Here is a 20,600-nt window from a genome sequence, read left to right as displayed (position 1 = left end):
GTTAGTGAATATCGGGGCCATTAGGCCCCATTTTTTTAGATAAGCAATTATGTCTGAATACCAATATCCGGCTGAGCCGGTTTTTTACCAAGAAGAAATCAAAAAAAGCACCTTTATTGTGCATATTGCCCACACCCCAGATCTTGCGGCAGCAAAAGCCTTTATCAAAGAGATTCAAGATAAATACAGCGATGCTCGTCATAATTGCTGGGCGCATGTTGCAGGTAATCCCGGTGGTAGCCATGTATATGGCTTTTCGGATGATGGGGAGCCTAATGGCACTGCCGGCAAGCCAATGCTAAATGTACTAACTGGATCTGGTATTGGTGAAATTACAGCGGTTGTAACCCGTTATTTCGGTGGCATTAAGCTCGGTACTGGTGGGCTTGTGCGCGCCTACGGTGGTAGTTTAAATAATGCGATGCGTGAGCTTAAAACTATTACCAAAGTACCTAGTGTTGAGCTGATAGGCCAAAGTGATTACAGCGTACAAGGGGCTATAGAGCAGCTATTAAAAAATCAGTACCAGGTGCTTCATATCGAAAAACAGTTTGCAGAAAACATCACTTGGCAAATCGAAATCGATAGTCGTCAGGCGGAGCAAGCGGTTGATGATATTCATGAACTGACTCACGGTGCAGTTAGCCTAAAAGTCAGAAAAGTTTGAAATCTAAAAATAATACATTGCGTTTACTTACAATTAAGGCTGTAAGACAATAAACTGTATTAGCTAAACAATTAATAAGAAAGCGATACGCCTAGATGCAATTTCGTACCATAATAAAAATTCTCGGCCAGCTGGTGGCGTTATTTAGTATCACTATGGTGCCACCGGCACTCGTGTCTTTGATCTACAAAGACGGTGGTGGTGTGCCATTTGTTCTCGCTTTCATTTTTAGTGTAGTGATTGGTTTAGCGGCTTATTATCCAAACCGCCATGAGCACGGTGATTTAAAAGCTCGTGAAGGCTTCCTGATTGTCGTATTGTTCTGGTTGGTACTAGGCACCTTCGCAGCGGTACCTTTAGTGTTCTTACAAGAACCTAATCTTTCGCTAGCGGACTCTGTATTTGAAGCTTTCTCAGGACTAACAACCACAGGGGCCACCGTACTTACAGGCATTGAATACCTACCTAAATCAGTCCTATTTTACCGCCAACAATTACAATGGTTAGGTGGTATGGGGATCATCGTACTCGCGGTGGCGGTCCTGCCTATGCTAGGCGTCGGTGGCATGCAGCTATACCGTGCAGAAACACCGGGTCCGGTTAAAGACTCGAAAATGACGCCGCGTATTGCTGATACCGCAAAGCATCTTTGGTATATCTATGTGTCGCTTACCATTGCTTGTACGCTGGCATATTGGGCTGCAGGAATGGATTGGTTTGATGCAATTTGTCATGCCTTCTCTACTATCGCGATTGGTGGATTTTCTACTTATGACGCATCAATGGGGCAGTTCGATAGCCCTGTAATTAATTTTATTTGTGTGGTGTTTTTGCTTATTGCGGCAATTAACTTCTCGCTTCACTATGCGGCGGTATCGTCACGCAGCATTCGGGCCTATTTACGAGACCCTGAATTTAAAGTGTTTTTATTGATTCAATTAGCATTGGTAATTGTCTGCTTTACTGTGTTGTCATCAAATAATATTTATGCGGATGGTGATGAGACTCTTGATCAAGCCATGTTTCAAGCTGTGTCAATGAGTACAACAGCAGGCTTTGCGACCGATAACTTTTCGGCATGGCCACTGTTCTTACCAATTTTACTTATCTTTTCAAGCTTTATTGGCGGCTGTGCAGGTTCTACCGGTGGCGGTATGAAAGTAGTTCGCGTGTTCTTGTTATACTTGCAAGGCATTCGAGAGCTTAACCGCCTTGTGCATCCTCGTGCTATTTACTCAATTAAATTAGGCCGAAAGGCACTGCCAGATAAAGTTGTCGAAGCGGTTTGGGGGTTCTTCTCTGCGTATGCTTTGGTGTTTGTCATTATCATGTTGGCGCTGATGGGCACTGGTATGGATAACATCAGTGCATTCTCTGCTACAGCTGCTTGCTTAAATAACTTAGGCCCAGGTTTAGGTGAAGTCGCTGCTCATTACGGGGCGATTTCAGATACGGCAAAATGGCTACTTACTATTGCAATGGTATTTGGTCGTTTAGAAATATTCACCCTACTAGTACTGTTTACGCCTACCTTCTGGCGAGGCTAACCAAAGCAAGGTGATTATCAAGAAGTGGAGGCATTACTGTGCCAAAAACTCAAAAACAACGCAATCTTGAGAAACTAACCTGTATCCCTGCAGGTAGCTTGGTGGATGTTGAAATTACCACACCAACCGACAGTAAACGGGTAAAAACAGAATTTATTGGTTTGATGAATGATCAGTACATCATTCTTAACTATCCATCAGCAAAGCGTTTAGCGAATAGTAGTGATGTCATTAAAGACGGTGTAATGGTCGTTATACGCGCCGTACTTGAAGCGGGAGGTGGGCAAGTGATTGCTTTTCGTCAGCAAATAAACGCCTTGGCATCGCATCCACATCGCTTAATTTTTCTCGACTTTCCTCAGCAAGTACAGCTTTATAGCTTGCGTAGTGAAGCGCGTATTCCTACGTTATTCCCTGCAAACTTAGTGATTGCAGAGCAAACACTTGCGGGACTTATTAAAGATATTTCACTTACGGGCGTGCAGTTTGATATTAATAGCAGTAACGACTTAACCGCTTTTAAAGGACAAAGCTGTCAAATCACACTCAGTAAACGAGAGTTTAGTGGCACAGTATGTAGCGTTCGCAAAAGAGCGGGTGGTTTTATGCTGGGTGTACAGCTTGATACAAGTGAAGATGAGATGAAAGCGTTTATGAAAGAGCACTTAATTGACCTTTCGGTATTAGACAGCTAATTCCGGCTACCAATTCGCCATTTTGCAACAAAATGGCTATTTTCCCCGATTTAACCCTATAAATATCAAAATTAATTTATAAATAAATTTAAATAACCAATAAAATCAATCTGTTATGAGTTAAATTAATTTCGATTTTTTTCTTTAAATTTCGTTGTTCAGATAGGGTTTATTTTCGAACACCTCATTTTTTTGTTTTCTAATCCGAGTTAATCGTTATTGTCTCCATTTTAATCTTTATAACTTATTGATTTTAAAGGGAGCGTAAAACCAATCACTGAGCCTGTTGCAAAACAGCAACAAATAAATCGCTCTATTCATCATAAATTCTCGAAAGTTCAATTCAAAATACTGATTTTATTATTCTTTTTAACTTTGGCATCGAAGTTGAAATAGTCTAAGCGAACACAGAGAAAAACTGATTCAGGAAAATTTCCTCTATCACAGTTGAGACAACATTGAAGGAATAGTGATTATGAAAACGTTACACAAAACTTTAGCACTTGTAGCTCTTGCAACCTCATCAGCAGCGTTTGCCGCTGATTTTGACACACTCGATGTGAATGGCGATGGCGCTATCAGCAAAAGCGAAGCATCAGTAAGCGAAACGTTAATGAGCCAATTTAAAGAGCTTGATACAGACGGCAATGGTGAGCTGTCTAAACAAGAGTACTCTAAAGCTTAATTTCATTGTAAGGACACATTGAAAAGGACTTCCTAACTCAAGACTACACACTTTGAAGGAATGACATTATGAACACAGTAAATAAAACATTAGCACTTATGGCACTTGTATCTTCATCAGCAGCATTTGCAATGAGTGATTTCGATACCCTAGATGTTGACGGCAACGGTGTTATCAGCCAAAGCGAAGCGTCTGTTGATGCAGAGCTAATGAGCAAATTCAGTGAATTAGACACTGACGGTAACGGTGAGTTATCGAAACAAGAATTTTCTAAAGCTTAATGTGATTAAGCAAAACCAGTTTATCTAGCTGATTAGTTCTGAGCTGCCAAAGACAGCCTAAGTGGATAAGGGAATCCATGAAAGAGGACAACACTGGAAGTGCGATCAGCTAACACTCTTAATATTGAAGGAATATCATTATGAAAACAGTAAACAAAACATTAGCTTTAATCGCACTTGCATCTTCTTCAGCGGCTTTTGCAGCAACTGACTTTGACACCTTAGACGTAGACGGTAACGGCGTGATCAGTAAAAGTGAAGCGGCCGTTGATGCAAAAATTATGTCGCAGTTTAAAACCTTAGACGTGAATGGTGACGGTGTTCTTACTGAAGCAGAATTTTCAGAAGCAGAGTAACGTAATTAACTCGTAATAAACCAGTTTCCACTAAACAAGGATCTCAGAAACGGATTTCACTCTTTTCAAATTTTAAGGTAATTATTATGAAGCAGTTAAGCACAACAATCGCAATTTTAGCACTAGCAACATCATCGGCAGCTTTTGCACAAGGTGTAAGCTTTGCAACTTTTGACACCGACGGTGATGGCGTGATCAGTAAAGAAGAAGCGTCTGAAAATATGCAGCTTGAAAAGTTATTTCCAAAGCTAGATAGCGATGGTAATGGCGAGCTTTCGAAAGAAGAGTTCGCACAGATTCAATAGAATCTTTTTGAAAAGTTAGGTACTTTCACTTCAAGAGTCGTAAAGCAGCCGTTATGGCTGCTTTTTTCGTTTATAAGCTCTCGTTTACAAGAAGATCGCACTTACCTGAAACAGCTTTTCAACAACCGTAATATGCTTTTTATCAATCAAAAACATGATTACGTGGTCACCAGACTGAATAACGGTATCGTCATGGGCAATCAGTACATCATCGTTACGCACAATAGCACCAATAGTTGTTCCTGCTGGTAGCTTGATATCAGCAATTGCTCGGCCAACAACTTTAGAAGTATGCTCATCACCATGAGCGACAGCTTCAATTGCTTCTGCTGCACCTTTACGTAACGAATAAACATTAACAATGTCACCACGGCGAACATGTGTTAATAGCGCCGAGATTGTTGCTTGTTGGGGCGATATAGCAATATCAATCTCACCACCTTGAACTAAATCAACATAAGCGCCACGCTGAATAAGCACCATGGTCTTTTGTGCGCCCATACGCTTTGCCAGCATCGCAGACATAATGTTTGCTTCATCGTCGTTAGTGACTGCGATGAATACATCAACTTGTTCAATATGTTCTTCAGATAACAGCTCTTGATCAGAGGCATCGCCACAAAACACCACGGTGTTATCAAGCATTTCAGATAGCTGCGCAGCACGCTCTTTATTGCGTTCAAGCAGTTTAACGCTGTGGTTCTTCTCAAGTGAACGAGCAAGACCCGCACCGATATTACCACCACCGGCAATCATGATCTTTTTGTATGAACGTTCGAGTTTTTGAAGTTCATTCATTACTGCTCGAATGTGCTTGGTTGCTGCGATAAAGAATACTTCATCGTCAGCTTCAATAACGGTTGTGCCAAGCGGCTTTATAGCTTTACCTTGACGATAAATAGCCGCTACACGGGTTTCGACATTCGGAATATGTTCTTTCAAGGCCGAAAGTGCATAACCAACCAGCAAGCCACCGTAATACGCTTTCACCGCAACCAGCGATAACATGCCATCAGCGAATTGTAATACTTGTAAAGCACCCGGATAATCGATTAAGCGACGAATATATTTAGTCACCAACGCTTCAGGAGCAATGTAGTGATCAACAGGTAAGTCATCGTTATGGAATAGCTTCTCACGATACTTTAAGTATTGCTCTGAGCGAATACGGGCAATTTTGGTTGGTGTATTAAAAATACTATAGGCCACTTGGCAAGCAACCATGTTCACTTCGTCAGAACTGGTTACGGCAATAATCATATCGGCGTCTTCGGCACCTGCACGACGCAATACATCGGGATGAGCACTGTGGCCAGTAACACCTTGTAAGTCATACTTATCTTGTAACTCTCGCAAACGGTTACCGTCGATATCGACAACGGTGATCTCATTTTGCTCACCGACGAGGTTTTCTGCCAATGTGCCACCAACTTGTCCGGCACCGAGTATGATTATTTTCATAGCTTGTTCTTATTAGTGTTTTTTAACTAGCTTTGCGTAGTAGAAACCGTCACTTTCACCAGGCAGTAATTGTAGGCCAGGTATCGTTGGGGTGTCGTTTTCATGCAAAGGTATGTGTTCAGCACTTTGATTATTGGCAAGGAACTTAGCAACTTGTTGTTGGTTCTCTTGCGGTAATACAGAGCAGGTTGCATAGACTAACGTACCACCAGGCTTAAGTAGAGGCCAGATACTATTTAGTATATCGCCTTGTAAATTAGCGAGGTCTTCAATATCAGATGCACGACGTAGCCATTTTATATCAGGGTGGCGACGGATTACGCCCGTTGCTGAGCAGGGCACATCAAGCAAAATACGGTCGAATTGCTGTTCATCCCACCAAATATGTGGCTGTGATGCATCTGCACATTGTAGATCAGCAGTTAAGCCAATACGCACTAAGTTTTGTTTAACGCGTTCTAGGCGTTCGCTGTCGCTATCAAGTGCTAATACGTCGGCATCAGCAAGCTCTAGAATATGGCACGTTTTACCACCTGGCGCTGCACATGCATCTAAAATGACATCATCATTTTCTGGTGCTAGGAAACGCGCAGCTAATTGTGCCGCGGCATCTTGTACTGAGCAAGCGCCAGTATCAAACTCTGGTAATGCGTATACATCACAAGGTTTTGCTAGCTTAATACCATCAGGAAAATTCGCATTGAGGGTATGCTCAATATCATTCGCTTTAAGCATCTCACTGTATTCTTGGGTGCTGTATTGCGCTTGATTTACTCGTAACCACATAGGAGCTTGAAGCTGATTCGCCTCAAGGATTTCTTGCCAATTATCAGGGTAGGCAGCGGTTACTTGTTTGATAAACCAACCTGGGTGGTTAAATTTGCAAACAGGAATTTGCTGTGCTTTTTCTTCAAGCTCAGCTTGTTCACGTTGGAAACTGCGTAAAATAGCGTTAATCAGGCCTTTTAAACCAAGAGCGCGCATTTGCTGAAGCGCATTAACCGTTTCGCTGATTGCCGCATGAGGCGGTACACGCATGTGTTGAAGTTGGTAAATACCCACATACAACAAGAATTGGAAAATACGGCGCTTGCCTTTTAGCGGTTGATCTAAAAGTTGCTGGCAATAATTTTCTAGGCTAGGTAAATAGCGCAGCACACCGTAACAAATCTGTTGCAGCAGGGCTTTATCTTTAGGTGATAATCCTTGGCTTGCAAAAGGTAGTTCTTGATTAAGTGATGCACCTTTATCGACCACGTTGTAGAGGGTTTCAGCAGCAAGTGCTCTTACATTACTCATTGCTTTGACCTAATACTGAGCCAGGTTCAACCCAATCACTGCGACCATTTAGAAAGTCACTAACAGCCATTGGTTTTTTACCTTGTGGTTGAAGAAGGGTGATTTTAAGTGCACCTTGCCCACAGGCGACTAAGATACCTTGCTTATCAGCAGCAATGATTTCACCTGCTTGCGCACTTTGCGATACAACTTCAGCCTGCCAAATTTTTACTGTTTGTCCTGCCATTTCGGTAAAGCAAACAGGCCATGGGTTAAAGGCACGGATATTACGCTCAATTTGCTCAGCATCCATTGACCAATCAATATTGGCTTCATCTTTAGATAACTTTTTCGCGTAATTTGCTTGCGTGTCATCTTGCTTTTCTGGCGTGATTTCACCTGCAGCAAGGCGATTAATAGTACTAATCAGTGCATCAGGACCTAGCGCAGCTAGTTTATTGTATAAAGAGCTACTGGTTTCTGTGCTATCAATCGGGCAGCGGCTGATATGCAGCATGTCGCCTGTATCTAAGCCTTCATCCATTTGCATTATTGTTACACCTGTTTCACGGTCGCCAGCCCAAATAGCACGCTGAATAGGCGCTGCACCACGCCAGCGAGGTAAAATAGAACCATGCACATTTAAGCACCCTAAGCGCGGAGCATCTAAAATAGCTTTTGGTAATAATAAGCCGTATGCCACCACAATCATGATATCTGCGTTTAGGCTTGTAAGTTCTGCAAGCGCTTCATCAGATTTTAGTGATTGCGGTTGAAATACAGGTAAGTCATGGGCAAGTGCTAGCTCTTTAACTTCACTGGCTTTTAGCTTTTTACCTCGGCCCGCAGGGCGATCTGGTTGGCTATAAACACCAACAACGTCGTGCTCTGAGTCAATCAGTGCTTGTAAATGGCGCGCAGCGAAGTCCGGCGTACCAGCAAAAATAATGCGTAATGGTTGTGTCACAGATATTCCTATTGATGAACTTATGATTTAGCAGCCAGCTTAGCTTCTTTTTCAAGCTTTTTACGGATACGTTGGCGCTTTAAAGGCGATAGATAATCAATAAAAAGAGTGCCTTTAAGGTGATCAAGCTCATGCTGAATACAAATCGCTAATAGCTCGTCAGCGTCTAAGCTGAATTCTTCACCATTTTCATTAAGCGCTTTAACAGTAACAGTTTCTGCGCGGTCAACTTTTGCGTATGAATAAGGGACTGATAAACAGCCTTCTTCACTGACTGTTGAGCCATCTTTCTTAGTGATTTCTGGGTTGATTAATACTAACGGTTGGTCGCGCTCTTCAGATACGTCGATCACCACAATTCGCTGGTGGATATCTACTTGCGTTGCTGCTAAGCCGATACCGTTTTCGTCATACATAGTTTCAAGCATGTCTTTGACGATTTGACGAACTTCATCGTTTACTTCTGGTACTTCTTTCGCGATTGTACGCAAACGCTCATCCGGAAATCTCAAAACTTCTAACCTAGCCATAGTTACCTTTTACACTTGTGATTCATTTAGGGTATTGTATGCTCTTATTTTAGCCATTCGTGTTCACCTTTAACAGGTTTTGGTCGATAATAATCTAAAAACAACTCAAGGAAGCCAAATGAGATACCCACTAGTTGCGGCTTTGTTAGCCTTTAGCTGTGCTTTTTCGGTAGCTGCTGATGTCTTAACAATTAAAAAAGATGCGCCAAAACAATATGTTGTAAAAAAAGGTGACACGCTTTGGGATATCTCTGGCGTGTATCTTGACCAGCCTTGGCAATGGCCTGATTTGTGGCAGATGAACCCGCAAATCGCGAATCCGCATTTAATATACCCGGGTGATGCGCTCAGTTTAATTTACGATAAAGACGGAAATCCACGTTTAGTTAAAAATCCGCGTTATAAAAAGCTCTCTCCTGAAGGGCGAATTACACCAAAGGGTAAGCAAGCTGTGCCAACGTTGCCTTTGGAGTTGTTACGCCCATATTTGACTTATGAGCAAGCAATTAGCGCCGATATTATTGCACAAAAGCCGTATATTTTAGGTGCCAGCGTTAATACCAAAATGAACACTATTGGTCACACTCTTTACGTTAAAGGTGATTTAACACTAAACGAGGCTTATGGTGTATACCGTAAAGGTAATGACCTTGTCGATCCAAATACAAATGAAGTACTGGCGAACAAAGCGGAGCTTGTGGCGATTGTTCGAGCATTTAGAAGCGGTGATGCGGAAAACGGTGTACCTGCCTCTGTCAAGGTTGAGTTGGTAAAACAAGAGATCAAGCCTAATGACTTCTTAATGCCAGCAATGGAAGGGCAAATGATGCCTGCCTATTTCACTATGAAGCGCCCAGAAGTTGCTTTAGATGGCACTATTATCGCCGCAGCTAATGAAATGCGTGAATTTAGTACCATGGATATTGTTGTACTAAACTTAGGTGCTGACCAAGTGAAGCCAGGTTTTGTACTTGATATTCAACGTCAATCACCAGAAGTGTATGACGGTCGCAATGGTCCGCGTTACCGCGAAGATTCTAACAGCCTAGAGAAGTTCATGACTGATGCAAATGAGCTTTTAGGTATTGAAAGTGATGAAGACAGTAATGTATGGCATATGCCAAAGGAAAAAGTCGGTGAGCTAATGGTGTTTAAGGTATATGACAACGTTAGCTATGCACTGATAGTGAAAAATCAGCATCCGATCCGAGTTGGAGATTATGCAGTTATAAACTAACTCACAAATTGGGTGCTCTAAGGAGGGAGCATGGCACAGGTTTCAGGCAAGCTATCCCATTGGCTTGCCTTTTATTTATGTAAAGGGCTTGGGATCAAAAGTCTTCTTGCATTAAGTCAAAAACAGCCGCTGGGAGAGTTATTTACATTAACTATCTCAGAGCTGCAGCAGCTCGGCTTATCAAAGAGCCAAGCCGATAACTTAGTTAATACTGACTGGCAGTTAGTTGCACACTATCAAGCGCAGATAGCTAAGCTGCAAATCAAGGTCATTAGTTATTTTGATGACAGCTATCCGCCGTTACTCAAGCAAATAGCCAGCGCTCCTATATTATTGTTTTGTTTAGGTAACACGGAACTATTACTGTCACCGCAAATAGCTATTGTTGGTAGCCGTAATGCAACACCTACAGGAATTGAAGTAGCCGCCGAGTTTGCCCATCAACTTTGTTCTGTTGGAATGACAGTTACATCAGGTATGGCTATGGGGATTGATGGCGCTGCTCATAAAGGCGCATTAGCGGGCTCAGGCAATACCATAGCTGTACTTGGCACGGGTATCGATATTGCTTATCCAAGACGCCATAGCTTACTTATCAAACAAGTTGCAGAGCAGGGCTTGTTGGTTTCTGAATTCCTACCTGGCACGGCTGCTAATGCAGCGAACTTTCCGCGCCGAAACCGTATTATCTCTGGGTTGTCATTAGGAGTACTGATTGTTGAGGCGCAAATTAAAAGTGGCTCACTGGTAACGGTACGCTATGCGCTTGAGCAGAATAAAGAGGTGTTTGCAGTGCCAGGCTCGATAAAAAGTCCACTTTCAGAAGCAAGTCATTTTTTAATTAAGCAAGGCGCTAAATTGACAGAAAATATTAGTGATATTCTTGATGAAGTGAGCTTTTTCTGTGAAAACAGTCTATATAGTATAGAACAGCCTATTGCAGATGAACCCGACTGCCCAGTGTTCAAAAGTATAGGGTATGAGGTTACAAGTGTTGATCAAATAACACAGCGAAGCCAATTACCAGTAAACGAAGTACAAGCTCGGTTACTCGACTTAGAGCTCGCAGATAAAATCGAACGAGTACTCGATGGTTATATAAGACTAGGAGGACATAAACATGTTTGACATCCTCATGTATCTTTTTGAAAACTATATCCATAGTGAAGCTGAAATCTTTACTGAAGAGAATGAGCTTACCGATGAGTTAGTTCGTGCTGGCTTCAATAAACCTGAAATCTACAAAGCCCTTGATTGGTTAGAGCAACTGGCTGATTTGCAACAAAGCGACATCTATCCATACCTTAATGCCCAGCCACAACATGCCATGCGTATTTACACCGATAGTGAATGCCAAATGCTGAGTGTTGAGTGTCGAGGTTTTTTAATGTTTATCGAGCAAATTGGTGTAATTAACACCGTAACTCGTGAAATGGTTATAGACAGACTGTGTGCTTTGGATAAACCATATATTTCTTTGGAAGATCTAAAGTGGGTGGTCCTTATGGTGTTATTTAATGTGCCGGGCTCAGAGCAAGCTTACGCGCAAATGGAAGACTTAATATTTGACGAACCAGCGGATGTATTACATTAGTTCGACTTTGCTTGTATCTTTGTTGAGTTTGGGTATATTAGGCGAAAATTAGCCAACCCCACAGGAATCTTATGAGTAAAATCGACCATTCTCTTTTTTCTGCAGATAAACATGCACTCGAAAAAGAGTATGAGGTTTGCCCTAAATGCGGTTCTGAATTGGTTATGCGCAACTCAAAGTCAGGCCCTTTTTTAGGCTGTGCCAGTTACCCCAAGTGTGACTACATCCGTCCTTTAGCACATCATGATAGCCAACAAATAAAAGTTCTCGAAGACAGTGCCTGTCCTGAGTGTGGCAAACCATTGGTAATTAAAAATGGCCGTTATGGCATGTTTATCGGTTGTACTGGTTACCCAGAATGCCATTATATTGCTCATGATGAAGAGCCTGACGATGCCCCTAAATTACCTACTTGCCCTAAATGCAAAAAAGGTCAGCTGGTTGCGCGTAGTAATAAGTTTGGCAAAACCTTTTATTCTTGTGATAGCTATCCGCGTTGTAAATATACACTTAATCATAAACCCGTGGCGACCGAGTGTCCGGCCTGTCATTGGCCAATTATGACCGAAAAGAAAACAGCTTCAGGTGTTGTGTTACAATGCCCTCAGAAGTCGTGTATGCATAAGTTAGTCGAGTCTTAATGTACTTGTAATTCGTTTTTTAGGAGAGTTTCTTTGTCTGATCCTGTTGCACAACCAACCAATGCAATTGATGCTTTGCAGCAAGGTGGCGTGATTGTTTATCCAACCGAAGCTGTTTTTGGTCTTGGTTGCGATCCTGATAACCAAGCCGCGGTTGAAAAGCTTTTAGCCATCAAACAACGCCCTGTAGAAAAAGGCTTAATTTTAATTGCTGACAATTATGGCCAGTTATTAAAGTATGTAGATGATGCCAAAATCCCAATGGATAAACGTGCTGATATCTTTTCACAATGGCCAGGAGCTATCACTTGGGTGATGCCGGCTGCAAAAGAAACGCCAAAGTGGTTAACAGGTCAGTTTGATACTATTGCTGTGCGTGTTACTGATCATCCGACGGTAAAAGCTTTGTGTCAGCAATTTGGTAAGCCTTTGGTTTCAACAAGTGCAAACTTAACTGGTCAAGAAACGGTAATGACTATCGCACAAGCGAAAAGCGAATTTGCTGATACGGTAGATTTTTATGTTGATGAGCCGTTAGGTGGCAACAGCCAACCAAGTGTGATCAAAGACGCAGCGACCGGAAAAGTATTTAGAGGATAAACATGCAAAGCGAGCTACTCGAACAAGTTAAAACCTATTTAATGGCCTTGCAAGATACAATTTGTCAGGGCCTTGAAAGTGCCGACGGCAAAGCAAAGTTTGTTGAAGATAATTGGCAACGTGCAGAAGGCGGCGGTGGCCGTACTCGTGTTATCCAAGGTGGCAATGTCATTGAACAGGGTGGGGTGAATTACTCGCATGTGTTTGGTGCTTCAATGCCAGCATCAGCAACAGCGCATCGTCCAGAGCTCGCTGGTCGTAGCTTTCATGCATGCGGTGTGTCATTAGTGATCCATCCTAATAACCCACATATTCCAACTAGCCATGCCAACGTGCGTTTCTTTATTGCCGAAAAAGAAGGCGAAGAGCCAATTTGGTGGTTTGGTGGCGGTTTTGATTTAACGCCTTTTTACCCTGTATTTGAAGATGTACAACATTGGCATCAGGTGGCAAGCGATTTATGCCAGCCATTTGGTGCAGAGGTTTACGACAAATATAAAAACTGGTGTGATGATTACTTTTATTTAAAACACCGCGACGAAACACGTGGTGTTGGTGGCTTATTTTTTGATGATTTAAATGAGCTTGGCTTTGAACAAAGCTTTGCTTTCATGCAGGCGGTAGGAAATGGTTATTTAGATGCTTACCTACCTATTATTGAGCGCCGTAAAGACACGCCAATAACTGAGCAACAACGCGACTTCCAATTGTATCGTCGTGGTCGTTATGTTGAGTTTAATCTTGTTTGGGACCGCGGAACATTATTTGGCTTACAAACAGGTGGACGCACTGAGTCTATCTTAATGTCGATGCCACCACTAGCACGTTGGGAATATAACTATGTACCAGCTGCAGACAGCCCAGAGGCTAAGCTGTATCAGTACTATTTACGCCCTCAAGACTGGTTAAATAGCAAAGAATCTGATCTAGTTGCACGCCAGTGGCAGCTTTAATCAAGTATTGAAACCACTCTAATCAACATTATGTTGTCACCCTCAACTAGGGTGGCAACACTGTCACTGTTAGGCAGCTCTGCCAATACACTAAATAGCACTTCTGCTTTTAATATCTCTAGCTGATCAGATGTTGTATCAATAGGTGCGCTAACCTGTGTTAAGCACTGACTGATATCACAGGCATAGAAATCAAGTTTCACTTCAAAATATTCAGGGTGCTGAATAAGCTTATCAAAACCATCAACAATACTTTGTTCAAGCTTATCGCTTTGTGACGTTTTACCTTGGCTGAGAAGTGATTGAGCAATTTGCTGAATATCGTCATGATAAATATATTCATTAATAGTGCTTATTTGATTAGCGGAATCATTCACGCTGTACTGATAGGTCAATAGTAGCGCCGCACTAATACCAATGCAGACTAAAAGAGTTGTTATAAATTTCATTTAAACATCCTTATTTACTATGAAATACTCATAACAACTCTAGCAGTTGCATAAAAAACGTGCAATTTAGCTTAATTTAAAGCGCCTTACTTGCTCATCCAGTGAACGTGCTAACGACAACAGCTCTTCACTGACTTTTTGGTTTTCATGCGCATCGACTAATGAGTGCTCGGCATTATCACTAATTGCTATAACGCTTTGGTTAATTTCTTCAGCCGCCAAATTTTGCTGTTCAGTGGCATCAGCAATTTGCACGTTAAGCTGATTTATCTCACTCATTTGTGAAGAAATATCACGTAATGCTTTAGCTACTTGCTTAACTTGGACTGCACGCTCGTCTGCTTCTTCACAAGAGTTATTCATAGTATTAACGGTGTGTGCCGCTTCACTTTGTAATTTGTCTATAGTGCGGCGAATTTCGTCGGTTGAGTCATGGGTGCGGGTTGCCAAAGTGCGCACTTCATCGGCCACAACGGCAAATCCTCGACCAGCTTCTCCTGCACGGGCGGCTTCAATAGCCGCATTGAGCGCAAGTAAGTTAGTTTGTTCAGCAATACTACTGATCACCTCAAGTACTTTACCAACGTCTAACGTTTGGGTTTGTAATTGAGTTACTTGCTCGGCGGCCGCTCTAACATCAGCCGCAAGTTGATTGATACTTTGCTCAGTGTGTTCTGCAACATGCAAGCTTTGCTGTGCAAGTTGGTTACTGTGTTCTGATTTCTCAGAAGCAAAATGCGTGGTGTTTTTAACTTCGCTTGATGAACTTTCGAGTTCATTGATGGCGGCAGCGACAGAGTCTGTTCCTTGCTTTTGCTTTAAGATAGCCTGTTCCGTGGCATCTGCTGAGGCATAAATGCTTTCGGCTGAATGGATCAATACCTTAGAAGAGTGGGAAACCTGCGCAATATTATCCTTAAAGGCGCCAATCATGTGATTAAAGCTGGTGGCAAGTGAGCTCAGTTCGTCATTATTGCTGTCGTCTACAGTGAGGCTTAAATCTTTATTGGTGGTTGCTAAGTGCATAGTATGACTAATGACTTTCAAGCGTTTAATAAATACTTTTCTAAACATCACTGCCAGCAGTGAAAATGCAGAAATGAAAATAGCAGTTAATAGCAGTGTATTCATTAAGGTGTTTTGTGATACTTCTTGCTCAATATCAGCCAACGAATAACTAATTTTTACTACTCCTAATACATCACCTTCCTGCGCTTGATGGCAGCCTAAGCAATTAGTGCCTTTATAATCACTGCGAGCAAACATAGGCTTCAGATAGGTCATCGTGCTATTTTGATTATCAATAAATAATGCTTCAGTACCTGTCAGTGCTTTTCGCTCAGTATCGTTAGTCGCAACCTGGTTGGCATTTCCTGACCCATAAATTTTATTAACGATTGGACTACGTATGATATGGGCATCTTCAATATTAGGGTGGCTTCTTAATTTAGTACTCAGAATTTCACGATTAGCCATAGTGCCAGTTAGCATCATGGTGTTAATAGAATCAAAGTAATTATCGGCAAGCAGTTTTATGTTACTTTCAACGGTATCTTGCGCTAATTCATGTTGTTGCTTGGCGCTGCTGAATATACTGGCAAATAATACCAATACGCCTGTCAGTGCCAACAGGGCATAAATTTTAAATTGGATTGATTTCATGCGACGACGCTTTTTCTAAATTAAGGAAAATTTATTATCTTTATTTAAAAAAAGCGTACATTGATATAGCGCAAAGCTTAGTTAGTTTTGATTGATCATATGGCTGGCGAGTTGCGATAAAGATTGTCTTAACCCTTCGCGAAGTAGTGGGTTATCAATTTCGATATCGAGCGTTTTATTCATACAATGCATCCATTGGTCACGTAAGTCTTGATCAATAGGGAAAGGCATGTGACGCTTTCTTAGCATCGGGTGACCATATTTTTCAACAAATAGGTCGGGGCCGCCCAGCCAGCCAGATAAAAACTCAAAGAATACTTGGCGAATTCTATCTAAAGGCTGAGGATGCATATCATATAATGGTTTGGCGTATTCATCAGTGGCCATTATGTCGTAAAATCGATTTGCAATTGCTCGAGCTCCTGCTTCACCACCAATAATTTCATAAGGTGTTTTTTCTGGGGTAGGCGTTTCAGGCATTGGTTTCGATTTAGAAAAAAGTCGTTTAATCATAATATTAATAAAGCTCTACAGGGCGAAGAGGTTGCTTCACTATGGACAAATACGCGGTTTTTGGAAATCCAATCAAACATTCGAAATCACCCGCAATACACGCACAATTTGCTGCATCATTAAACGAGCAAATCGAATACAGCGCCATTTTAGCACCAACAGATGCATTTGAAAAAACTGTCACTGGGTTTTTCGCTGCTGGTGGTAAAGGGGCTAATGTCACTTTGCCATTTAAAGAGCAGGCTTTTGCCATGGTAGATGAACTAACAGAACAAGCAAAAATAGCCGGGGCCGTTAATACCATTAAACAACTCGAAGATGGCCGCTTACTCGGTGATAACACCGATGGTGTAGGGCTGGTTAAAGACCTTTTAGCCAATAATGTCACTTTAAAAGGTCAGCGAGTACTTCTTATTGGAGCGGGTGGTGCGGCGAGAGGTGTCATTCAACCATTATTGAATGAACAAATCGAAAGCTTAACAATAGCCAACCGTACCGTTGAGAAAGCGCAAGCACTTGCAAGTCATTTTAAGGGGGAGATAGATGTGCAAGGTTGTGGTTTAAATGATATCCCAGCAAGTAACTATAATGTGGTTATCAATTCTACATCAAGTAGTGTAACTGGAGACTTGCCAGGTATAGCACAGCAGCACGTTGCAAAGTGCCAGTGCGCATACGATATGTTTTACGCGAATGATGATACGGCATTCATTAGTTGGGTTAAGTCGATTAACCCAACATGTTTAACACTCGATGGTTGTGGCATGCTGGTTGGTCAAGCTGCACAAGCTTATTTTGTATGGCGCAATAAAATGCCAGAAATTCTTCCCATTGTGAACGCGCTTAAAGCAGGAGAAATTGCGTGAATCAAGCTATCCAATTTATCGACCGACTTGAATTTAAGCCCGATGAAAAGCAGTTGGTGTTCTTTGCTCAAGTAAGTGGCTTGATGGTGGAGTGTATTATTGATACCAGCAAGTATGATTTTGCCGCCCAAAACAGCGCAGTTAATTACTTTGAATCTTATCGTTTCGATTACGAAGAGCTCGCCGAGAAACTGATCGAAGATGAACAGTATAACTCGGCAGGACAAATTGAATTAACCGAGGTGTTTTAGCCCTCAGCTAAGTATTCATCTTTAAGCTGAACATAATTGTCAGCAGAAATTTTTAAAAAGGCGCGCTCTTGTTCTGTTAAAGGGCGGGCCTGTTTAACCGGACTACCTACATATAAGTAACCTGACTCTAAACGCTTATTAGGTGGGACCAATGAACCACCACCAATGATCACATCATCTTCAACAATTGCATTGTCCATCACTATTGCACCCATCCCCACAAGAATACGATTACCAAGTTGGCAGCCGTGTAGCATGACTTTATGGCCAACAGTGACATCATCTCCAATTATAAGGGGGTAACCATCTGGATTTGACTTAGAGGCACGAGTTAAATGTAAAACACTGCCGTCTTGAATGTTCGTACGCTCACCAATACGGATATAGTTAACATCACCACGCGCAGCAACAAGAGGCCAAACACTTGAATCCTTGCCAAGCGAAATATCACCTACTAAAACTGATGACTCATCAATATAAACACTATTATCGAATGTCGGAGTGATCCCTTTATAAGAACGGATAGTCATAAATTCACCTTAAATTTTAAAAATTCGCTCAGTCTAGTGTAACAGCGAAGCAAAGAAATACATCAAAAGGCCCCTAATTTGATTGTAAAACACCCAGTTTCAGGGTGTTTAGTTCAAAAGCTGAGCGAACAGTACATTTTTTTAAATTTTATTGAAAAAAGTGCTTGCGTAAAAAATCCATCTCCCTATAATGCGACCCCACTGACACGGCGGGCAGCAACGAAAGACGCTGAACAACGTAGCAGAGAGTTAAGTGAAACTTCGGTTTCAAATTATCGAAAGAAAGTTTGAAATTAAGTGTTGACTCGAAAAATTAAGGATGTATTATACGCATCCCTAGCGACAACGTCGCAACGTTCTTTAACAATATAAAGCAATCATCTGTGTGGGCACTCGTACAGATTGAGTTCTAACAGCAAATTCTAGTTAGCTAGATGACGCAAACAAATTTAGAGTCTCAATTGAACTGAGTGACCAACGGAAACAAGTTTACTTGTTTCAGCACAGTCAATTCGATTCGAAAGAATCAAAATTCAGAATTCATTGAGCATGTCCTTCGGGACAGAAAAAACTTTTAATTGAAGAGTTTGATCATGGCTCAGATTGAACGCTGGCGGCAGGCCTAACACATGCAAGTCGAGCGGAAACGAAGAGGTGCTTGCACCTTTGGCGTCGAGCGGCGGACGGGTGAGTAATGCTTGGGAATATGCCTTATGGTGGGGGACAACAGTTGGAAACGACTGCTAATACCGCATGATGTCTACGGACCAAAGTGGGGGACCTTCGGGCCTCACGCCATAAGATTAGCCCAAGTGGGATTAGCTAGTTGGTGAGGTAATGGCTCACCAAGGCGACGATCCCTAGCTGGTTTGAGAGGATGATCAGCCACACTGGGACTGAGACACGGCCCAGACTCCTACGGGAGGCAGCAGTGGGGAATATTGCACAATGGGCGCAAGCCTGATGCAGCCATGCCGCGTGTGTGAAGAAGGCCTTCGGGTTGTAAAGCACTTTCAGTAAGGAGGAAAGGTTAAGTGTTAATAGCACTTAGCTGTGACGTTACTTACAGAAGAAGCACCGGCTAACTCCGTGCCAGCAGCCGCGGTAATACGGAGGGTGCGAGCGTTGATCGGAATTACTGGGCGTAAAGCGTACGCAGGCGGTTTGTTAAGCGAGATGTGAAAGCCCCGGGCTCAACCTGGGAACTGCATTTCGAACTGGCAAACTAGAGTGTGATAGAGGGTGGTAGAATTTCAGGTGTAGCGGTGAAATGCGTAGAGATCTGAAGGAATACCGATGGCGAAGGCAGCCACCTGGGTCAACACTGACGCTCATGTACGAAAGCGTGGGGAGCAAACAGGATTAGATACCCTGGTAGTCCACGCCGTAAACGATGTCTACTAGAAGCTCGGGTCTTCGGACTTGTTTTTCAAAGCTAACGCATTAAGTAGACCGCCTGGGGAGTACGGCCGCAAGGTTAAAACTCAAATGAATTGACGGGGGCCCGCACAAGCGGTGGAGCATGTGGTTTAATTCGATGCAACGCGAAGAACCTTACCTACACTTGACATACAGAGAACTTACCAGAGATGGTTTGGTGCCTTCGGGAACTCTGATACAGGTGCTGCATGGCTGTCGTCAGCTCGTGTTGTGAGATGTTGGGTTAAGTCCCGCAACGAGCGCAACCCCTATCCTTAGTTGCCAGCGATTCGGTCGGGAACTCTAAGGAGACTGCCGGTGATAAACCGGAGGAAGGTGGGGACGACGTCAAGTCATCATGGCCCTTACGTGTAGGGCTACACACGTGCTACAATGGCGCATACAGAGTGCTGCGAACCTGCGAGGGTAAGCGAATCACTTAAAGTGCGTCGTAGTCCGGATTGGAGTCTGCAACTCGACTCCATGAAGTCGGAATCGCTAGTAATCGCATATCAGAATGATGCGGTGAATACGTTCCCGGGCCTTGTACACACCGCCCGTCACACCATGGGAGTGGGTTGCTCCAGAAGTGGATAGTCTAACCTTCGGGAGGACGTTCACCACGGAGTGATTCATGACTGGGGTGAAGTCGTAACAAGGTAGCCCTAGGGGAACCTGGGGCTGGATCACCTCCTTATACGATTTAGAACTTATTTGTTCGTAGTGTCCACACAGATGATTGTTGATTGTAAAGAGAACAACACTTATTGTTTGGGTCTGTAGCTCAGTTGGTTAGAGCGCACCCCTGATAAGGGTGAGGTCGGTAGTTCAAATCTACTCAGACCCACCACTTCTTTGAAGTGGAAACTAAACAGTAAGTACCAGCATATGTGGGGCTATAGCTCAGCTGGGAGAGCGCCTGCCTTGCACGCAGGAGGTCAGCAGTTCGATCCTGCTTAGCTCCACCACTTTTACTCCTTAAAAATAAACATTCTTAATCAGGTAATAAACTGCTTGAGAATAGAGTGTGTTTAATTTTGAGAAGTTTATTCTCTTGCTCTTTAAAAATTTGGAAAGCTGATATTAAAATTCTTATAGATACTTGTATCTATA

At 42.6% G+C, this 20,600-nt stretch carries 23 protein-coding genes, 2 tRNA genes and 1 rRNA gene; 18 read left to right on the top strand and 8 right to left on the bottom strand.

Features of this window, described 5'->3' with window-relative positions; genetic code table 11:
- Positions 1–49 precede the first annotated feature (49 nt).
- From EVU92_RS04070 to EVU92_RS04040, 7 genes are all read left to right on the top strand, one after another.
- A complete protein-coding gene (locus EVU92_RS04070; protein WP_130050117.1) occupies positions 50–667 on the top strand; it encodes a YigZ family protein in 618 nt (205 codons plus the stop codon).
- Between the two features lie 95 nt (positions 668–762).
- A complete protein-coding gene (locus EVU92_RS04065) occupies positions 763–2,214 on the top strand; it encodes a TrkH family potassium uptake protein (protein ID WP_130050116.1) in 1,452 nt (483 codons plus the stop codon).
- A 38-nt stretch (positions 2,215–2,252) separates the two neighbouring features.
- The gene (locus tag EVU92_RS04060; protein WP_130050115.1) at positions 2,253–2,909 is read left to right on the top strand and encodes a flagellar brake protein; all 657 of its coding nucleotides are present in this window, start codon (positions 2,253–2,255) and stop codon (positions 2,907–2,909) included.
- A 475-nt stretch (positions 2,910–3,384) separates the two neighbouring features.
- Positions 3,385–3,594 (top strand): calmodulin, encoded by a 210-nt coding sequence (locus EVU92_RS04055; RefSeq protein WP_054563772.1) that lies wholly within the window; start codon positions 3,385–3,387, stop codon positions 3,592–3,594.
- 68 nt (positions 3,595–3,662) lie between these two features.
- Positions 3,663–3,875: a calmodulin gene (locus tag EVU92_RS04050; RefSeq protein ID WP_054554776.1), complete on the top strand. Its 213-nt coding sequence runs from the start codon at positions 3,663–3,665 to the stop codon at positions 3,873–3,875.
- 140 nt (positions 3,876–4,015) lie between these two features.
- The gene (locus EVU92_RS04045) at positions 4,016–4,231 is read left to right on the top strand and encodes a calmodulin (RefSeq protein WP_130050114.1); all 216 of its coding nucleotides are present in this window, start codon (positions 4,016–4,018) and stop codon (positions 4,229–4,231) included.
- 86 nt (positions 4,232–4,317) lie between these two features.
- On the top strand, positions 4,318–4,536 hold the full coding sequence (locus tag EVU92_RS04040; RefSeq protein WP_130050113.1) for an EF-hand domain-containing protein: 219 nt from the start codon (positions 4,318–4,320) through the stop codon (positions 4,534–4,536).
- Positions 4,537–4,620: 84 nt separating this feature from the next.
- Here the strand turns inward: EVU92_RS04040 and trkA are convergent, their stop codons facing one another.
- Genes trkA through def form a run of 4 tightly spaced genes read right to left on the bottom strand, consistent with a single transcriptional unit; the run spans position 4,621 to position 8,772 of the window.
- Positions 4,621–5,997 (bottom strand): Trk system potassium transporter TrkA, encoded by a 1,377-nt coding sequence (gene trkA, locus EVU92_RS04035; protein ID WP_054563775.1) that lies wholly within the window; start codon positions 5,995–5,997, stop codon positions 4,621–4,623.
- A 12-nt stretch (positions 5,998–6,009) separates the two neighbouring features.
- Positions 6,010–7,296, bottom strand: coding sequence for a 16S rRNA (cytosine(967)-C(5))-methyltransferase RsmB (rsmB, locus tag EVU92_RS04030; RefSeq protein ID WP_130050112.1), 1,287 nt, complete (start codon positions 7,294–7,296; stop codon positions 6,010–6,012).
- Entirely contained in the window at positions 7,289–8,242 is a 954-nt protein-coding gene (gene fmt / locus EVU92_RS04025) for a methionyl-tRNA formyltransferase (protein WP_130050111.1), read from the bottom strand. Before fmt ends, rsmB begins: the two co-directional genes overlap by 8 nt.
- A 20-nt stretch (positions 8,243–8,262) precedes the next feature.
- The gene (def, locus tag EVU92_RS04020) at positions 8,263–8,772 is read right to left on the bottom strand and encodes a peptide deformylase (RefSeq protein ID WP_054554770.1); all 510 of its coding nucleotides are present in this window, start codon (positions 8,770–8,772) and stop codon (positions 8,263–8,265) included.
- Positions 8,773–8,890: 118 nt separating this feature from the next.
- Between def and EVU92_RS04015 the strand changes: the two genes are divergently transcribed.
- From EVU92_RS04015 to hemF, 6 genes are all read left to right on the top strand, one after another.
- On the top strand, positions 8,891–10,009 hold the full coding sequence (locus EVU92_RS04015) for a LysM peptidoglycan-binding domain-containing protein (RefSeq protein ID WP_130050110.1): 1,119 nt from the start codon (positions 8,891–8,893) through the stop codon (positions 10,007–10,009).
- Between the two features lie 30 nt (positions 10,010–10,039).
- Positions 10,040–11,137, top strand: a complete 1,098-nt coding sequence (gene dprA / locus EVU92_RS04010) for a DNA-processing protein DprA (protein WP_130050109.1) — start codon at positions 10,040–10,042, stop codon at positions 11,135–11,137.
- Positions 11,130–11,603, top strand: a complete 474-nt coding sequence (locus tag EVU92_RS04005) for a DUF494 family protein (RefSeq protein ID WP_130050108.1) — start codon at positions 11,130–11,132, stop codon at positions 11,601–11,603. The genes dprA and EVU92_RS04005 overlap by 8 nt, the downstream gene beginning before the upstream one ends.
- A 71-nt stretch (positions 11,604–11,674) precedes the next feature.
- Positions 11,675–12,244 carry a type I DNA topoisomerase gene (locus EVU92_RS04000; RefSeq protein WP_130050107.1) on the top strand — a complete coding sequence of 190 codons (570 nt, stop codon included), beginning with the start codon at positions 11,675–11,677 and terminating at the stop codon, positions 12,242–12,244.
- Between the two features lie 33 nt (positions 12,245–12,277).
- Entirely contained in the window at positions 12,278–12,844 is a 567-nt protein-coding gene (locus tag EVU92_RS03995) for an L-threonylcarbamoyladenylate synthase (RefSeq protein ID WP_130050106.1), read from the top strand.
- Between the two features lie 2 nt (positions 12,845–12,846).
- The gene (hemF, locus tag EVU92_RS03990) at positions 12,847–13,797 is read left to right on the top strand and encodes an oxygen-dependent coproporphyrinogen oxidase (protein ID WP_130050105.1); all 951 of its coding nucleotides are present in this window, start codon (positions 12,847–12,849) and stop codon (positions 13,795–13,797) included.
- On the opposite strand, the gene EVU92_RS03985 is transcribed toward hemF, so the two are convergent.
- The 3 genes from EVU92_RS03985 to EVU92_RS03975 form a co-directional block, all read right to left on the bottom strand.
- Positions 13,794–14,246, bottom strand: coding sequence for a hypothetical protein (locus EVU92_RS03985; RefSeq protein ID WP_130050104.1), 453 nt, complete (start codon positions 14,244–14,246; stop codon positions 13,794–13,796). The two genes, hemF and EVU92_RS03985, sit on opposite strands and share 4 nt — an antisense overlap.
- 66 nt (positions 14,247–14,312) lie before the next feature.
- Positions 14,313–15,908 carry a methyl-accepting chemotaxis protein gene (locus tag EVU92_RS03980; RefSeq protein ID WP_130050103.1) on the bottom strand — a complete coding sequence of 532 codons (1,596 nt, stop codon included), beginning with the start codon at positions 15,906–15,908 and terminating at the stop codon, positions 14,313–14,315.
- 81 nt (positions 15,909–15,989) lie between these two features.
- Entirely contained in the window at positions 15,990–16,421 is a 432-nt protein-coding gene (locus EVU92_RS03975) for a group II truncated hemoglobin (RefSeq protein WP_130050102.1), read from the bottom strand.
- Between the two features lie 41 nt (positions 16,422–16,462).
- Here EVU92_RS03975 and aroE point away from each other — a divergent pair, with 41 nt between their 5' ends.
- Both aroE and EVU92_RS03965 read left to right on the top strand, forming a co-directional pair.
- Positions 16,463–17,287, top strand: coding sequence for a shikimate dehydrogenase (gene aroE, locus EVU92_RS03970; RefSeq protein ID WP_130050101.1), 825 nt, complete (start codon positions 16,463–16,465; stop codon positions 17,285–17,287).
- Positions 17,284–17,538: a DUF1488 domain-containing protein gene (locus EVU92_RS03965; protein ID WP_130050100.1), complete on the top strand. Its 255-nt coding sequence runs from the start codon at positions 17,284–17,286 to the stop codon at positions 17,536–17,538. Before aroE ends, EVU92_RS03965 begins: the two co-directional genes overlap by 4 nt.
- Here the strand turns inward: EVU92_RS03965 and EVU92_RS03960 are convergent.
- The gene (locus tag EVU92_RS03960; protein WP_130050099.1) at positions 17,535–18,068 is read right to left on the bottom strand and encodes a gamma carbonic anhydrase family protein; all 534 of its coding nucleotides are present in this window, start codon (positions 18,066–18,068) and stop codon (positions 17,535–17,537) included. The two genes, EVU92_RS03965 and EVU92_RS03960, sit on opposite strands and share 4 nt — an antisense overlap.
- A gap of 575 nt (positions 18,069–18,643) precedes the next feature.
- Here EVU92_RS03960 and EVU92_RS03955 point away from each other — a divergent pair.
- The 3 genes from EVU92_RS03955 to EVU92_RS03945 all read left to right on the top strand — a co-directional run bounded on the left by EVU92_RS03955 (position 18,644) and on the right by EVU92_RS03945 (position 20,455).
- Positions 18,644–20,184: ribosomal RNA gene (locus tag EVU92_RS03955) — 16S ribosomal RNA — on the top strand.
- Between the two features lie 76 nt (positions 20,185–20,260).
- Positions 20,261–20,337, top strand: a tRNA-Ile gene (locus EVU92_RS03950).
- A 42-nt stretch (positions 20,338–20,379) separates the two neighbouring features.
- A tRNA-Ala gene (locus tag EVU92_RS03945) sits at positions 20,380–20,455 on the top strand.
- Positions 20,456–20,600: the final 145 nt, after the last annotated feature.

Source organism: Pseudoalteromonas sp. MEBiC 03485, from assembly GCF_004195145.1.
In the GTDB taxonomy this organism is placed as follows: Bacteria; Pseudomonadota; Gammaproteobacteria; order Enterobacterales; family Alteromonadaceae; genus Pseudoalteromonas; species Pseudoalteromonas apostichopi.
Note: the sequence above shows the minus strand (reverse complement) of the source record. Positions and strands in the feature narration are given on the sequence as shown.

Coding starts and splice junctions, on each gene's coding strand:
- def (WP_054554770.1), bottom strand. CDS start 8,772: ATGGCTAGGTTAGAAGTTTTGAGATTTCCGGATGAGCGTTTGCGTACA.
- EVU92_RS04015 (WP_130050110.1), top strand. CDS start 8,891: ATGAGATACCCACTAGTTGCGGCTTTGTTAGCCTTTAGCTGTGCTTTT.
- EVU92_RS04070 (WP_130050117.1), top strand. CDS start 50: ATGTCTGAATACCAATATCCGGCTGAGCCGGTTTTTTACCAAGAAGAA.
- aroE (WP_130050101.1), top strand. CDS start 16,463: ATGGACAAATACGCGGTTTTTGGAAATCCAATCAAACATTCGAAATCA.
- EVU92_RS04065 (WP_130050116.1), top strand. CDS start 763: ATGCAATTTCGTACCATAATAAAAATTCTCGGCCAGCTGGTGGCGTTA.
- EVU92_RS03960 (WP_130050099.1), bottom strand. CDS start 18,068: ATGACTATCCGTTCTTATAAAGGGATCACTCCGACATTCGATAATAGT.
- dprA (WP_130050109.1), top strand. CDS start 10,040: ATGGCACAGGTTTCAGGCAAGCTATCCCATTGGCTTGCCTTTTATTTA.
- EVU92_RS04050 (WP_054554776.1), top strand. CDS start 3,663: ATGAACACAGTAAATAAAACATTAGCACTTATGGCACTTGTATCTTCA.
- EVU92_RS04040 (WP_130050113.1), top strand. CDS start 4,318: ATGAAGCAGTTAAGCACAACAATCGCAATTTTAGCACTAGCAACATCA.
- hemF (WP_130050105.1), top strand. CDS start 12,847: ATGCAAAGCGAGCTACTCGAACAAGTTAAAACCTATTTAATGGCCTTG.
- EVU92_RS04045 (WP_130050114.1), top strand. CDS start 4,016: ATGAAAACAGTAAACAAAACATTAGCTTTAATCGCACTTGCATCTTCT.
- EVU92_RS03980 (WP_130050103.1), bottom strand. CDS start 15,908: ATGAAATCAATCCAATTTAAAATTTATGCCCTGTTGGCACTGACAGGC.
- EVU92_RS04000 (WP_130050107.1), top strand. CDS start 11,675: ATGAGTAAAATCGACCATTCTCTTTTTTCTGCAGATAAACATGCACTC.
- EVU92_RS03975 (WP_130050102.1), bottom strand. CDS start 16,421: ATGATTAAACGACTTTTTTCTAAATCGAAACCAATGCCTGAAACGCCT.
- EVU92_RS03985 (WP_130050104.1), bottom strand. CDS start 14,246: ATGAAATTTATAACAACTCTTTTAGTCTGCATTGGTATTAGTGCGGCG.
- EVU92_RS04055 (WP_054563772.1), top strand. CDS start 3,385: ATGAAAACGTTACACAAAACTTTAGCACTTGTAGCTCTTGCAACCTCA.
- trkA (WP_054563775.1), bottom strand. CDS start 5,997: ATGAAAATAATCATACTCGGTGCCGGACAAGTTGGTGGCACATTGGCA.
- EVU92_RS04005 (WP_130050108.1), top strand. CDS start 11,130: ATGTTTGACATCCTCATGTATCTTTTTGAAAACTATATCCATAGTGAA.
- rsmB (WP_130050112.1), bottom strand. CDS start 7,296: ATGAGTAATGTAAGAGCACTTGCTGCTGAAACCCTCTACAACGTGGTC.